Raw genomic sequence first — 13,406 nt, forward strand, 5'->3', positions numbered from 1 at the left:
GCATGGGTACCAGGCGCCGGTGAACGGTCACGAAACGGGGAGCGTCCGGTGACGCCCGGCGGTGCATCCGGTGAACTCTCGGCGACAGCCGCCTCGGGGGCGCGCCGCGCCGCGCCGCGCCCGTCACCCTGGAGATGTGAGAGTCGCACTGCTCGCCGAGTCCTACCTTCCCCACATGAACGGGGTGACGAACTCCGTCCTGCAGGTCCTGCGCCACCTCGAGCGGGAGGGCCACGAGACGCTCGTCATCGCACCGCACGCCGCACAGGCTCCCGACGTGTCCGGCACGCGGGCGGAGCTGCTGCGCTCGGTTCCCGTTCCGTCGTATCCGGAGGTGCGGGTGGTCTTCGCCCGCGCCGCGTACCTCACCCGGCTCGTGGGGGAGTTCCGGCCGGATGTCCTCCACCTCGCGTCACCGTTCATCCTGGGCTGGCAGGGGCTCGCCGCGGCCGATGCGCTGCGGGTTCCGGCCGTCGCGGTCTACCAGACCGACATGGTCGCCTATGCGGAGCGCTACCGGATCGCCGGAGCCTCGCCGCTCGTCGCCGCACACGTCGCCCGGCTGCATCGCCGGGCGACGCTCACCCTCGCGCCGTCATCCGCCTCGGAGCTCCAGCTCGCGGCACTCGGAGTCGATCGCGTCCGCCGGTGGGGTCGCGGCGTCGACGCGGTGCGCTTCGACCCGCAGCGCAGAAGTCCCGAACTGCGCGCGCGGCTCGCCCCCGACGGCCGGCTCCTGGTCGGCTACGTCGGGCGGCTCGCCCCCGAGAAGCAGGTCGAGGACCTTCGCGCGATCGCGGGGATTCCCGGCATCCGGCTCGTGATCGTCGGCGACGGACCGTCGCGCGCACAGCTCGAGCAGGAGCTGCCGGATGCCGCGTTCCTGGGCTTCCTCGCCGGGGACGCGCTCGCCGAGGCCGTGGCGAGCCTCGACGTGTTCGTGCACCCCGGCGAGAGCGAAACGTTCTGCCAAGGCGTCCAGGAGGCCCTGGCGAGCGGCGTTCCGGTCGTCGCCACGGGCCGCGGCGGGCCGCTGGACCTCGTGCGCAGCAGCATCGACGGGTGGCTCTACCGTCCGGGAGATCTCGTGGATCTGCGCAGCCGCGTCGCCGACCTGGTCGGAGACGCGGGCAAGCGCCGCGCCTTCGGCGCCGCCGCACGGGAGTCCGTTCACACCCGCACCTGGGAGGCTCTCGGTCACCAGCTCGTCGGACACTACGAGGATGCGGTGAGGCTGCGGCCGATCGACGACGCGCTGATGGCACGTGCGGCGACGCGTCCTGCCGCGCCTGCGCTGCCCGCCACCGCGTCCGCCGGCGCCGGTCAGCCGCGGTGGGCGCGGTACATCGCCCTCGGCGACTCGATCACCGAAGGTCTGTGCGACCGATCGAGGGTTCCCGACGACGAGTACCGAGGATGGGCGGATCGTCTGGCGATGCTCCTCGCATACGCCCGAACCGGTGGCGAGCGATTCCGGTACGCCAACCTCGCGGTGCGCAGCCGCCGGGTGCGGCACGTGCTCGAGGAGCAGATCCCGAAGGCGATCGAGCTGCGGCCCGACCTCGTGTCGGTGCTCATCGGCGCGAACGACCTCGTGAAGTGGAATGCCGATCCCCGGCGCCTCGCCGATTCGCTGGCGGACGGCATCCGGACGCTGCGTGCCGCCGGCTGCGACGTGCTGCTGGTGACCCCGTTCCTGCCGCGTCGCAGGATCGCGCGACTGCTGGCTCGGCGATTCGCGGCGTACTCCGCGCACCTGCGGGCCATCGCGGCCGAGACGGGAGCGATGCTCCTCGACCTCGAGGCGCACCCGGCGATCGGAGAGCCGGAGCTGTGGGCCGACGATGCCGTGCACCTGCGCACCCAGGGCCATCGGCTGCTGGCCTATCGGGCCGCTGAAGTGCTCGGCGTTCCCGATGCCGAAGCGCTGGGCGGGCTGGATGCCGTGCTCCACGCCGACGAGGAAGACCCGCCTTCCCACCTGGGCCGCCTCGGGTGGGCGCGGTCGCACGGTCTGCCGTGGCTGCGGCGCCGGCTTGCCGGTCGAGCGGCCGGCGACGGACTCGCGGCCAAGCACGAGGGTTACGTGGAACTCCGCCCCAAGCGCAGCGCACGCCGGTCGTCGTCCGCATGAGCGGTCACCGCTCGGGCGTCAGGGCTCGATCTCTCCCGCTTCGATCGCCGACTCACGCTCCTCGAGGGCGAGTTCGTCGACGTCGTCCTCGATCGACTCCATCGGATCGAGCGTCGCCGGAGGAAGCTCGAGTTCGTCCTCGTCATCCACCGAGGCATCCCGATCGTCGTCGGGGATCCGTTCCCGGAAGTCGCTCACCGCAGTCCTCCGAACCGTGTCAGCCGCTCTTGCGACGGAACTCGCGCTTCAGCGAGGCCGGGCCGTGGGATCCGTGCACGACGGAATCGCCGTCCAGGTGCGCCTCGCCTTCACGGTGCTGCGCGTTCTTCTTGTCGAGCGCCTCCTTGAACTTGCGCTTCATGTCGTCTGAAGCGGCGCCGGTCGGCTTCTCATCGGTGCTCATGGATCCACCCTACGCACGACGCGCTCGGCTGTCATCGCGGGACGGATGCCGTGCAGTCCGTTCGTCACCGCCTCACTGGTAGGCTGGATCGGGTTGCCTTGCGGCATCCGCTCAATTCAATACGAGCTCATGGAGCAGGCCGGCAGGAAGCTGGTCCCCTGTGGTGGGTTCCTCTCCCCGTGTCGGGAGGGTGGTCTTCTACTGGTGGCCAGCGTCGGCGGTACTCACGGAGTCATTCCCGCGCGCCAATAACTGCCTGTTCCTGCTCCTTTCGCGAAATGCTCGCGCGCCACACGGGTGCGCGGGTCGAAGCAAGGGCACAGCGCCCGCTGCCCACACGGGGCCGGCGACGCGCTCCCTTGAAATGAAAAGGAGAGACCTCTTGGAAGGTCCTGAAATCACATTCGCCGAAGCTGTCCTCGACAACGGACGTTTCGGCACCCGCACGGTCCGGTTCGAAACCGGACGTCTCGCGCAGCAGGCGCAGGGCGCCGTCGCCGCGTACCTCGACGAGGAGACGATGCTCCTCTCTGCGACCAGCGCGAGCAAGCAGCCCCGCGAGGGCTTCGACTTCTTCCCGCTGACCGTCGACGTCGAAGAGCGCTCGTACGCCGCGGGGAAGATCCCCGGTTCGTTCTTCCGTCGCGAGGGGCGTCCCTCGACCGAGGCGATCCTGGTCTGCCGCCTGATCGACCGGCCGCTGCGTCCCTCGTTCGTCGAGGGTCTGCGCAACGAGATCCAGATCGTCGTCACGGTGCTCTCGATCGCGCCGGGTGAGTTCTACGACGCGCTCGCGATCAACGCGGCCTCGGCGTCGACGCAGATCTCGGGTCTGCCGTTCTCGGGTCCGATCGCCGGCGTCCGCCTCGCGCTCGTCCCGGGCCACGGCGACCACGCCGACCAGTGGGTCGCGTTCCCGAACACCAAGGTGCTCGAAGAGGCCGTGTTCGATCTCATCGTCGCCGGTCGGGTCGTGACGGATGCCGCAGGAAACGAAGACGTCGCGATCATGATGGTCGAGGCCGAGGCCACCGAGCACAGCTGGAACCTGATCAAGGCGGGCGCCACCAAGCCCAGCGAAGAGGTCGTCGCGCAGGGTCTCGAGGCGGCGAAGCCGTTCCTCAAGCAGCTCGCGGACGCGCAGGCCGTGCTCGCGAGCACCGCCGCCAAGGAGATCCAGGAGTACCCGGTCTTCCTGCCCTACAGCCAGCAGACGTACGACTTCGTCGCGGGCCGGTCGTACGGCGACCTCGTGGATGTCTACCAGATCGCCGACAAGCAGGACCGTCAGAACGCGGATGACGCGGTCAAGGACCGGGTCAAGGGCGAGCTGCTAGCCGCCGTCGAGGCCGGGGAGCTCCCCGCCGTCGCGACGCTGGAGTTCTCCGCCGCCTACAAGTCGGTCACGAAGAAGATCGTGCGCGGACGCATCCTGACCGATGGCGTCCGCATCGACGGACGCGGGCTCGCCGACATCCGTCCGCTCGACGCCGAGGTGCAGGTCATCCCGCGCGTCCACGGCTCGGCGATCTTCCAGCGCGGCGAGACCCAGATCCTGGGCGTCACGACGCTGAACATGCTCAAGATGGAGCAGCAGATCGACTCGCTGTCGCCGGTGACGCACAAGCGCTACCTGCACCACTACAACTTCCCGCCTTACTCGACCGGTGAGACCGGCCGGGTCGGCAGCCCGAAGCGTCGCGAGATCGGGCACGGCTTCCTCGCCGAGCGCGCCCTCGTGCCGGTGCTTCCCGCCCGCGACGAGTTCCCCTACGCCATCCGCCAGGTCTCCGAGGCGCTGAGCTCCAACGGCTCGACGTCGATGGGCTCGGTCTGCGCGTCCACGCTCTCGCTGCTGAACGCCGGAGTGCCCCTGCGGGCACCGGTCGCGGGCATCGCGATGGGTCTCGTATCCGACCAGGTCGACGGCCAGACCCGCTACGCGGCGCTGACCGACATCCTGGGCGCCGAGGATGCGCTCGGCGACATGGACTTCAAGGTCGCCGGCACGAGCGAGTTCGTGACCGCGATCCAGCTCGACACGAAGCTCGACGGCATTCCGTCGTCGGTGCTGTCGGCCGCGCTGCAGCAGGCCCACGACGCCCGCATCACGATCCTGAACGTGCTGAACGCCGCGATCGACGGTCCGGACGAGATGGCTCCGACTGCGCCGCGCGTGATCAGCGTGCAGATCCCGGTCGACAAGATCGGCGAGCTCATCGGGCCCAAGGGCAAGACGATCAACGCGATCCAGGACGAGACCGGCGCCGACATCTCCATCGAGGAGGACGGCACCGTCTACATCGGCGCCGTCGACGGCCCGTCGGCCGAGGCCGCCCGCGCCCAGGTCAACGCGATCGCGAACCCGACCAACCCCGAGGTCGGCGAGCAGTTCCTCGGCACCGTCGTGAAGATCGCGACCTTCGGCGCGTTCATCTCGCTCCTGCCCGGCAAGGACGGCCTGCTGCACGTCAGCGAGGTCCGCAAGCTCGCCGGCGGCAAGCGCGTCGAGAACGTCGAGGACGTGCTCGGTGTGGGTCAGAAGCTGCTCGTGCGAATCACCAAGGTGGACGACCGCGGCAAGCTCTCGCTCGAGCCCGTGCTCGAGGAGCCGGCCGACCAGGAGGGTCGCGACGCGGCCAGCCACGGCGCGGAGGTTCCTCCCGCCGAAGGCTGAGCCTTCGGCGTGGGAAGGCCCCGAGGCTGAGCCTTCGGCGGTGTGACGACACATAAGGCCCACCCACCCGTATCAGAACGACGCCCGTCTCCTTTCACGAGGAGGCGGGCGTCGCTGTCGAAGCGCGCTCGCGCCCGCGAACGCAACCTGCACGGTGAGACCACCGATTCGGGCGGCAACGGGCGGGTTTCGCTCTGGCTGTCCACCGAAAGGGGGACAGATTGCGGCATCCGCACCCGACCGTGACGCAAGTGTTATGAAAAGTTTACCGACAGGACCGTTCACTGAACGGTCCGTCGACCGGACTGCCTTACCCTCAAAGTACCGCGCCGGGGGGTGTGGAAAAGGCGATCACGAGGAGCTCCGCAGGAGTCCTCGTGAGGGGGTGGCACATGGCGTTCTTCGGCATCGGCTCGACGCTCTCGTCGGCGAGCCCTGAGGCCACCGACGAGCCGACCTCACTGCACCCGTCCGCCCCGATTCCGGTGCAGGGTCCGCCGGTCGGGCGCAATCTCCGTGTCGCACTCGGCGAGACGGGCGCGACCATCTTCCCGCTCATCCTCGGCGGCGCCGAGTTCGGGTGGAATGTCGACCTGGAATCCAGCCACGAGATCCTCGACGCGTATGTCGAACTCGGCGGGAACGCCGTGCACACCGCGGACAGCTTCTCGGCCGGCCGCAGTGAGCACATCATCGGACAGTGGCTGCGCTCGCGGGGCCTGCGCGACGAGATCGTGCTGACGGTGCGCATCGGCGGGCACCCCGACAATCCCGGACTCGGGCCGGTCAACCTCGTGCGTGCCGTCGAAGCGTCGCTGACGCGACTCGGCACCGATCGCCTCGACGTACTGTACCTCGACGCCACGACCGATTCGGCTACGGCGCTCGAGGACACCCTCGCGACAGCGGAGTGGCTCGTCGAGTCGGGCAAGGTCGCGGCGATCGGTGCGGTCGGCACCACGGCGGCGCAGCTGGTCGAGGCCCGCATCCTCGCTTCGGCGGGCTATCCGCGCATCACCGTGCTGGACGTGCCGTTCAACGTGCTGCGCCGCCACGAGTTCGATGCCGACCTGCGCCTCGTGGCCGGCGCCCAGGGCATGGCGGTGACTCCGTCGCACGGGCTCGAGCACGGGTTCCTCGCCGGCCGCCACCGCACCCGCACTCGCGGAAGCCTGTCGGTGCGCGGCGCGCAGCTCGCTGCGAACGTGAACCGCCGCGGCAGCCGCACGCTGCGCGCGCTCGACGTGGTCGGCACCGAGCTCGGTGTGCCGGATGCCGCAGTGGCGGTGGCGTGGCTGCTCGCGCAGAAGCTCGTCACTGCGCCGATCATCAACGCGTACGCCCCGCAGCACGTCCAGGAGCTCGTCCAGGGAGTCGGCATCCCGCTCAGCCGCGCGCACCTCTCGGACATCGCCCGCGCCGCCGAATAGCCCGTTCGCGGGAGACGTCGCACCGGTGACATAAGGTGGAGGAGTGCCCCTGCGGGGGCCGCGAATCCCGACGGAGTGAGCTGCGTGACGCACTACATCTATCTGGTGCGGCATGGCGAGCACCAGGACGCCGAGCATGGCCTCGTAGACGGACGCCTTTCGCCGCGCGGCCGCAGGCAGGCCGCACTGCTGGCCGACCGGCTGTCGGGAGTCCCGTTCGACGCGGTCTGGCATTCCCCGCTCGAGCGCGCGAGTCAGACGGCGCGCGCCGTCGCCGAGCGGATGCCGTCGCTTTCTCCGCAGCCCTCGGCGCTGCTGTTCGACTGCGTCCCGACCGGGATGACGAGCGAGACCCCTGCGGTGTTCGAGCCCTTCTTCGGCTCGGTTACCCAAGCCGAGGTCGAAGCGGGCAGCGCTCAGATGGCGGATGCCGTCAGCGAATTCCTGGTGCGCAAGCGCGGCGAGGTCCACGAGCTGCTGATCACGCACAACTTCGTGATCGGCTGGTTCATCCGCGAGGTGCTCCAGGCCCCCGACTGGCGATGGATGACGCTCAACCAGGCGCACTGCGGGCTGAGCGTGATCGCGCAGCGGCAGGGTCGGCCGTGGACGCTGCTGTCGCACAACGACATGGCGCACCTGCCGGTGGAGCTGCGGACGGGCCTCCCCGAGATCTACCCGGTATAGCGCCCGGGTCCGTCGGCGCCCTCGGGCGCGCCCGCGCCGACCAGGGTCTTCGCGTACCACCGCGTCGCGTTGGGGTTGTCGTTGTAGGGCTCGATCTCGACGAACCCCGAAGTCGCGTACAGTCCGCCGGCGGCCTCGAGCGAGTGGTGGGTGTCGAGCACGAGTTCCCGCGCTCCGAATGCGATGGCCCGGCGCTCGAGATCGTCCAGGAGCAGCCGGCCCCAGCCTCTGCCTCGTGTCTGCGGGCTCAGGTACAGGTGCTTGACCTCGTAGCGACGTCCGAGGGGACCGTCCGGAATGAGCCGGATGCCGCCGCAGCCCACCGGTCCGGCGTGCTCGTCTTCGACGAGGACGAACACCCCTGCCGGCGGCTGGAACACCGCGGGATCGGGGAAGGTGGCCGTGTAAACGACGTTCTGGTGGGCGAAGCCGATCTCGCGCGACGTGAAGTACGCCACCAGCAGTGCGTGTGCATCGGGGGCGTCGACGGGGGAGGGGCGCAGCGAGACCACCCCACCAGCGTAGGCGGCCCCGATGGGCCGGGCCGCTGCGGACCGCCCGCCTAGGATGGTTCCCATGACGACGCGCGTGGCCATCGTGGGGGGCACCGGCAAGCTCGGGGGGATCATCAGCGGGGTGATCGACGAGTCCGACGAGTTCGAGATCGTCGCCGCGCTGTCTTCGAAGTCCGACCTGGCCGAGCTCGACGGCGCCGATCTGGTCGTCGACGCCTCGACGGCGGCGGTGTCGATCGACGTCGTGCGCGCGGCCATCGAACGGGGCGCGAATCTCCTCGTGGGCACCTCGGGCTGGTCTGCTGAGCGGATCGCGCTGGTCAGACCGCTCGTCGAGGCGGCCGGAACCGGCGCGGTGTTCATCCCGAACTTCTCGCTCGGCTCGGTGCTGGGTTCCGCGATCGCGGCTGCGGCCGCTCCGTTCTTCCCGTCGATCGAGATCGTCGAGGCGCATCGCGAGACCAAGGTCGACTCGCCCAGCGGCACGGCGATACGAACGGCCGAGGTCATCGCCGCGGCCCGCGCGACCGTCGGCCCCGTCGAGTCGCCCCATGTCGACCAGCGAGCGCGCGGCCAGCAGGTGGCCAGCATCCCCATCCACTCGCTGCGCAGGCCCGGCGTGGTGGCGCGTCAGGAGACGATCCTCTCGGGTGCGGGGGAGTCGCTCACCATCGTCCACGACACCATCGAGCCGGCGCTCGCATACGGTCCCGGTATCCGGCTCGCGCTCCTCGCCGCCCGCGACGCGCGGGGCGTCACCGTCGGACTCGACAGCTTCGTAGACATCGGCATCCGCCGTCCCGAGCGCAGCCCGGAGCGACCCGTCGACGAAGGCGGAGTGCCAGGGCAGGTCGCTCGCACGACCGGCGCATGAGCGTGCGCGTCGGCGTCGCCGTCATGGCGGCGCTCCTCGCCCTGTACATCGGCTTCGTCGCGCAGCGCGCCTGGCTGCTGCTCACGGCGCACGAGCCGATCGCGATCGCCCTCGGAGCGGCCCTCGTCGTCCTTCCGCTCGTCGCCGCCTGGGCGCTCGGGCGCGAGCTGTGGTTCGGCGTCCGCGCCGAGCGGCTCGGGCGACGACTGGAGTCCGAGGGTGGTCTGCCCGACGACGAGGTCGCGGTGCGTCCGAGCGGCCGGGTCATCCGCGCGGATGCGGATGCCGTGTTCCCGGCGTATCGGATGGATGTCGAGGCGCATCCGGACGACTGGCGCGCGTGGTACCGGCTGGGGCTCGCGTACGACGCGGCGGGCGACCGTCGACGGGCGCGCGAGGCGGTGCGCTCGGCGATCCGGCTCGAGGGTGCGCAGCGCCGAGGTCAGGCCGGCTGACCCGCCGCCGGCACGGCCGCGGCGATGGCCTCTTCGACCGTCCGATGCAGGAACGTGAACCCCGTCCGGTCGAGCACGTCCGGAACGATGTCCAGATCAGCCGTGAGCAGCGCCTCGGTGGCGTCGGCGCCGAGCACCAGCGAGATCGCCCACGCCGGGGCGCGCAGCACGTACGGGCGGTTCATCCGCACCGCGAGTGCGAAGCCGAGATCGTTCGCGGTCGCCCGGGTGGGACCCGCCAGGTTCACCGGACCGGTGATGCCGGCGGCCATCACGTGGCGGATCGCACGCACCTCGTCCTCGAGCGTGATCCACGGCCACACCTGGGTGCCGCGGCCGATGGGACCGCTGACGCCCAGGCGGGTGAGCAGCATCAGCGGCGCGAGCACGCCCTGTCGGTGGACGATCGGCGCCGTGCGGAGAAGCGCCACCCGCGCCTTGTCGCCGGCAGCGAGGGCGGCCGACTCCCACTCGCCGCACAGATCCGCCAGGAACGTCTCGCCGCGGGGTGCGGCCTCGGGCAACCGCCTGCCGACCGACGAACCGTAGTACCCGACCGCCGAGGCCGACACGAAGGCCGGCGCATCAGCTCCGAGCTCTCGCACCGCCCGCGCGATCGCGCGCGTGGGGGTGACGCGAGACCAGACGAGCGTGCTCTGATACTTCGCGGTCCACGGGAAGCGCCCGATGCTCGCACCGTTCAGCCCCACCACGGCGTCCGCGCCCTCGAGAACCCCCGGGTCGAACGGATCCGGACCGGTGAGCCATTCGACCTCGCCCGGTCGCTCGGGGGGTCGGCGGACGAGGGTGACGACCTCGACGTCGTCGGCGCGCAGCTGATCCACGAGCGCGGAGCCGATGAGTCCGGACGCTCCGGCGACGACCACACGATGGATGCCGGTCGCGCCGCTGCCCGCTTCAGGCAAGCGTCGCCTCGAGGGTGATGTCGATGCCGGCCAGCGCGCGCGAGACCGGGCATCCTGACCGCGCGTTCTCGGCAAGGCGCTCGAAGTCCTCAGGGCTGATCCCGGGTACGACGGCGTTCACGTTGAGATGGCTTCCGGTGATCCCGACGCCCTTCTGGAAGGTCACGGATGCCGTCGTCTCGATCGACTCCGGTGGGGTGCCGTTCTTCGCGAGCTGCGACGAGAACTCCATGCTGAAGCACGACGAGTGCGCCGCGGCGAGGAGTTCTTCGGGAGTGGTGATGCCGGTCGAGCCCTCGCTTCGGGCCTTCCAGTCGACGTCGAAGGTGGCGAGCCCCGACGAGACCAGGCTGACGGTGCCGGAACCCTCGATGAGGGAGCCCTTCCAAGCGGTGGTGGCTTCGCTCGTGACGGTCATCGGGAACCTCCTGTGTCCACGCGCGCCCGCGGCCGGGGCGCATCGCGGTCAGCCTAACCGCGCGGCTCGCGGTGCGCGATGGGTTGACATCGCGCGGTGGCGGACATGGTGGGCGGCCTCTGCGTCAGGCGCCAGCGGGGCGCTCACGCCCCACGAGGCCGGCGCGCTGCAGCAGCAGGTAGAGCTGGCAGCCGAGGCACAGCCCGAACACGGCGTTGAGGAAGGCGGCGACGAAGGCCGAGGCCCCAGCGACCGGCAGGGCCCACGGCACGCCGAGCAGGTGCAGCACGAGGCCCACCCCGACGACGAAGAGTCCGACCCCTTGCGCGAAGCGGGGCGGGCGCGGGTCTTCGAGTTCGCTCGGCGGACCGAGTCGCGGTTGAACGAGTTTCCGGTAGACCACACCCCACGGCGCCGTGCGGGGCGACATGACGCCCCACAGGAACAGGAGCGCGGTGACGAGCAGCAGGAGGAAGCCGGGGTCGAGGGCCCGCTCCGCGACAGTGGCGTCGGCGAGATCGGCCGACGTCGAAAGCCCGGTGAGACCCAGGAAGACGGCGATGAGCAGCAGGAGCGAGGTGATGCCGGCCGCGAAGCGCGGGCCGCGCGAGTCGATCCCGCGCGCGGAGGAGCCTCCCGCGTGGGCGGCCGTGTGCGAACCTGCTGTCGCAGCGGCATCGAGTCGATCAGACATTGGCATCCTCTCCGGTGAGGCGGTTCAACTCGAGTTCGAGCACTTCCCGGCTCGGCACGCCCCCGAACCGGGTCTGCACGACTCCGTTGCGGTCGAGCACGAGGGTCGTCGGGGTCTGCAGCACGTGGAAGTGCTTCGCGATGTCCGGGCGATGCGTCAGGTCGACATCGAGGTGCCGGACCCCGTCGCGACCATCGGCGATCGTCCGGAGCGTCCGGTGGACCCCCGGACAGCGGGCGCACAGCTCGGTGCTGAACTGCAGCAGCGTGGCGACTTCGCCGAGCGCGTCGGCACCGAGGCGGACCGGCTCGACGACCTCGTGGACGACGTGCCGACTGGGGCGGCCCTGGCGCCATTGCAGGAAGACGCCGACGGCGACCGTCGCCGTCAGCAGGAGGGCGAGGCCTATGAGAGCGCTCACGAAGGTCACAGCTGATCAGGCTATCTCGTTGCGCCTGAATGGATCCCGGATGTCGCGAGTATGACGCGCGGGCCGTAACAAACCTGCTCATGCCTGAGGCTGTCGACGGGCCCCGCCCCGGTAGTCTGGCCGCGTGACTGACGACACGGCTCCCGCCCCGCCCGAGATCGAGTTCCGCAGCGACGTGACAGTGGAGATCGTCCGCTCCAGCGCATCCGATTCAGACGTCCTCTTCGCTGCCCGGGTCTCGACGCAAGGGGAGCAGACGCTGGACGCCGCTGCCGCCGGCACCGAGGCGACCGCGCGCGACCGCGGGCTCATCAATTACCTGATGCGCGACCGCCACGGGTCGCCCTTCGAGCACAACTCCATGACGTTCTACGTCCAGGCGCCGATCTTCGTCTTCCGCGAGTTCATGCGCCATCGCATCGCGTCCTACAACGAGGAATCGGGTCGCTATCGCGAGCTCCGCCCGGTGTTCTACGTCCCGGGGCCGGAGCGCAACCTCCTGCAGATCGGCAAGCCGGGCGCCTACGAGTTCCTCCCGGGCAGCGAGGAGCAGTATGCGCTCGTCGATACGGCCACGCGCGACGCCGCGAGCTTCGCCTTCGACGCATACCAGCGGATGCTCGACGCCGGGGTCGCCCGCGAAGTGGCGCGCATCGTGCTGCCCCTCAACATCTACTCGTCGATGTACGTGACGATGAACGCGCGCTCGCTCATGAACTTCCTGTCGCTTCGCACCAAGGTCGAAGGGACGCACTTCCCCTCATTCCCGCAGCGCGAGATCGAGATGTGCGCCGAGAAGATGGAGGCGATCTGGGGCGAGCTCATGCCGCTGACCCGTGCGGCCTTCAACGCGAACGGGCGCGTGGCCCCGTAGCGGGGCATCCGCACTCGCCGTGATGCCTCCTCGCGTCGGCGACCTAGGCTCGTAGCCATGGCCAGGACCGCTCTCATCACCGGCGCGAGCTCCGGGCTCGGCGCCGAGTTCGCCCGGCAGCTCGCTGAGCGCGGCGCCGATCTGATCCTCGTCGCCCGCGACGAGGACGCCCTCGAATCGGTGGCGACATCGCTGCGCGGGAGGTATGGGATCGGCGTCCAAGTGCTCGCGGCGGACCTGACCGAACCGGAGCAGCGCGAGAAGGTCGTCGAGCGCCTGGAGGACGACGAGCGCCCGATCGAGATCCTCGTCAACAACGCGGGCTACGGGCTTCCGCTCGCGTTCGAGCGCAACGACATCGAGGAGGAGGCGCGGCACCTCGCCCTGCACGTCGAGGCGCCGATGCGACTCGCCCACGCCGCCCTCGGCCCGATGCTGACCCGGGGGGGCGGACGCATCATCAACGTCGCCTCGGTCGCCGGGTTCATCCCACGCGGCACGTATGGCGCCGTGAAGGGCTGGGTCATCAGCTTCAGCCGCTGGGCGAACGTGCGATACGGTCCACGAGGAGTGACGGTGACCGCGGTGTGCCCGGGGTTCGTCCACACCGGCTTCCACGAGCGGCTCGGACTGCCGCCCGGAGACGAGGGCGTCCCGCGACTGATGTGGCTCAACGCCCCCGACGTCGTGCGAGCGGCCCTGCGCGACGCAGCGCGCGGCAGGGCGGTCTCGATCCCGTCGCTGCGCTACAAGCTGCTCATCGCGCTCACGCGGGTGGTCCCGGCATCCATCGTGGTCAAGGCCGGCGAGACCGGCCGCTGAGCTGGGTCGACCTCGCCGCCCCGCTGCTCGGGCGGCGTCCAGATCAGGTGAGTTGCCGAGATCAGGA

At 70.3% G+C, this 13,406-nt stretch carries 15 protein-coding genes; 8 read left to right on the top strand and 7 right to left on the bottom strand.

What is annotated here, in order from left to right:
• The first annotated feature begins 136 nt into the window (after positions 1-136).
• Positions 137-2,134, top strand: a complete 1,998-nt coding sequence (locus tag ABD212_RS03585) for a GDSL-type esterase/lipase family protein (protein WP_344091260.1) — start codon at positions 137-139, stop codon at positions 2,132-2,134.
• Between the two features lie 18 nt (positions 2,135-2,152).
• Here ABD212_RS03585 and ABD212_RS03590 read toward each other — a convergent pair whose 3' ends face one another.
• Both ABD212_RS03590 and ABD212_RS03595 read right to left on the bottom strand, forming a co-directional pair.
• The gene (locus ABD212_RS03590; protein ID WP_344091262.1) at positions 2,153-2,332 is read right to left on the bottom strand and encodes a hypothetical protein; all 180 of its coding nucleotides are present in this window, start codon (positions 2,330-2,332) and stop codon (positions 2,153-2,155) included.
• A 19-nt stretch (positions 2,333-2,351) separates the two neighbouring features.
• Positions 2,352-2,537 (bottom strand): DUF5302 domain-containing protein, encoded by a 186-nt coding sequence (locus ABD212_RS03595; RefSeq protein ID WP_344091264.1) that lies wholly within the window; start codon positions 2,535-2,537, stop codon positions 2,352-2,354.
• A gap of 382 nt (positions 2,538-2,919) precedes the next feature.
• Between ABD212_RS03595 and ABD212_RS03600 the strand changes: the two genes are divergently transcribed.
• The 3 genes from ABD212_RS03600 to ABD212_RS03610 all read left to right on the top strand — a co-directional run bounded on the left by ABD212_RS03600 (position 2,920) and on the right by ABD212_RS03610 (position 7,331).
• Positions 2,920-5,214 (top strand): polyribonucleotide nucleotidyltransferase, encoded by a 2,295-nt coding sequence (locus ABD212_RS03600; protein ID WP_344091266.1) that lies wholly within the window; start codon positions 2,920-2,922, stop codon positions 5,212-5,214.
• A gap of 392 nt (positions 5,215-5,606) precedes the next feature.
• Positions 5,607-6,644, top strand: a complete 1,038-nt coding sequence (locus ABD212_RS03605; RefSeq protein ID WP_344091268.1) for an aldo/keto reductase — start codon at positions 5,607-5,609, stop codon at positions 6,642-6,644.
• 84 nt (positions 6,645-6,728) lie between these two features.
• Positions 6,729-7,331 carry a histidine phosphatase family protein gene (locus ABD212_RS03610; RefSeq protein WP_344091270.1) on the top strand — a complete coding sequence of 201 codons (603 nt, stop codon included), beginning with the start codon at positions 6,729-6,731 and terminating at the stop codon, positions 7,329-7,331.
• Here ABD212_RS03610 and ABD212_RS03615 read toward each other — a convergent pair.
• Positions 7,319-7,843, bottom strand: a complete 525-nt coding sequence (locus ABD212_RS03615) for a GNAT family N-acetyltransferase (protein ID WP_344091272.1) — start codon at positions 7,841-7,843, stop codon at positions 7,319-7,321. The two genes, ABD212_RS03610 and ABD212_RS03615, sit on opposite strands and share 13 nt — an antisense overlap.
• A 64-nt stretch (positions 7,844-7,907) precedes the next feature.
• On the opposite strand from ABD212_RS03615, the gene ABD212_RS03620 reads away from it, so the two are divergent.
• Positions 7,908-8,720 carry a 4-hydroxy-tetrahydrodipicolinate reductase gene (locus ABD212_RS03620; protein WP_344091274.1) on the top strand — a complete coding sequence of 271 codons (813 nt, stop codon included), beginning with the start codon at positions 7,908-7,910 and terminating at the stop codon, positions 8,718-8,720.
• On the top strand, positions 8,717-9,175 hold the full coding sequence (locus ABD212_RS03625; protein WP_344091276.1) for a tetratricopeptide repeat protein: 459 nt from the start codon (positions 8,717-8,719) through the stop codon (positions 9,173-9,175). The genes ABD212_RS03620 and ABD212_RS03625 overlap by 4 nt, the downstream gene beginning before the upstream one ends.
• Here the strand turns inward: ABD212_RS03625 and ABD212_RS03630 are convergent.
• From ABD212_RS03630 to ABD212_RS03645, 4 genes are all read right to left on the bottom strand, one after another.
• On the bottom strand, positions 9,163-10,101 hold the full coding sequence (locus tag ABD212_RS03630) for a TIGR01777 family oxidoreductase (RefSeq protein ID WP_344091277.1): 939 nt from the start codon (positions 10,099-10,101) through the stop codon (positions 9,163-9,165). The genes ABD212_RS03625 and ABD212_RS03630 overlap by 13 nt on opposite strands.
• Positions 10,094-10,519 carry an OsmC family peroxiredoxin gene (locus ABD212_RS03635; RefSeq protein ID WP_344091278.1) on the bottom strand — a complete coding sequence of 142 codons (426 nt, stop codon included), beginning with the start codon at positions 10,517-10,519 and terminating at the stop codon, positions 10,094-10,096. The genes ABD212_RS03630 and ABD212_RS03635 overlap by 8 nt, the downstream gene beginning before the upstream one ends.
• A 124-nt stretch (positions 10,520-10,643) precedes the next feature.
• Positions 10,644-11,213: a DUF4395 domain-containing protein gene (locus tag ABD212_RS03640; protein ID WP_344091280.1), complete on the bottom strand. Its 570-nt coding sequence runs from the start codon at positions 11,211-11,213 to the stop codon at positions 10,644-10,646.
• A complete protein-coding gene (locus ABD212_RS03645; protein ID WP_344091282.1) occupies positions 11,206-11,643 on the bottom strand; it encodes a TlpA family protein disulfide reductase in 438 nt (145 codons plus the stop codon). The genes ABD212_RS03640 and ABD212_RS03645 overlap by 8 nt, the downstream gene beginning before the upstream one ends.
• Positions 11,644-11,767: 124 nt before the next feature.
• Here ABD212_RS03645 and thyX point away from each other — a divergent pair, with 124 nt between their 5' ends.
• Complete coding sequence (gene thyX, locus ABD212_RS03650) at positions 11,768-12,517, top strand: FAD-dependent thymidylate synthase (protein WP_344091284.1); 750 nt, start codon at positions 11,768-11,770, stop codon at positions 12,515-12,517.
• A gap of 57 nt (positions 12,518-12,574) precedes the next feature.
• Positions 12,575-13,339: an SDR family NAD(P)-dependent oxidoreductase gene (locus ABD212_RS03655; protein ID WP_344091286.1), complete on the top strand. Its 765-nt coding sequence runs from the start codon at positions 12,575-12,577 to the stop codon at positions 13,337-13,339.
• Positions 13,340-13,406: the final 67 nt, after the last annotated feature.

It is taken from the genome of Microbacterium deminutum (assembly GCF_039530205.1).
GTDB classification, from domain to species: Bacteria; Actinomycetota; Actinomycetes; order Actinomycetales; family Microbacteriaceae; genus Microbacterium; species Microbacterium deminutum.

Excerpts from the sequence above, each read along its gene's own strand:
- ABD212_RS03595 (WP_344091264.1), bottom strand. The coding sequence starts at position 2,537 with ATGAGCACCGATGAGAAGCCGACCGGCGCCGCTTCAGACGACATGAAG.
- ABD212_RS03605 (WP_344091268.1), top strand. The coding sequence starts at position 5,607 with ATGGCGTTCTTCGGCATCGGCTCGACGCTCTCGTCGGCGAGCCCTGAG.
- ABD212_RS03620 (WP_344091274.1), top strand. The coding sequence starts at position 7,908 with ATGACGACGCGCGTGGCCATCGTGGGGGGCACCGGCAAGCTCGGGGGG.
- ABD212_RS03625 (WP_344091276.1), top strand. The coding sequence starts at position 8,717 with ATGAGCGTGCGCGTCGGCGTCGCCGTCATGGCGGCGCTCCTCGCCCTG.
- ABD212_RS03635 (WP_344091278.1), bottom strand. The coding sequence starts at position 10,519 with ATGACCGTCACGAGCGAAGCCACCACCGCTTGGAAGGGCTCCCTCATC.
- ABD212_RS03640 (WP_344091280.1), bottom strand. The coding sequence starts at position 11,213 with ATGTCTGATCGACTCGATGCCGCTGCGACAGCAGGTTCGCACACGGCC.
- ABD212_RS03655 (WP_344091286.1), top strand. The coding sequence starts at position 12,575 with ATGGCCAGGACCGCTCTCATCACCGGCGCGAGCTCCGGGCTCGGCGCC.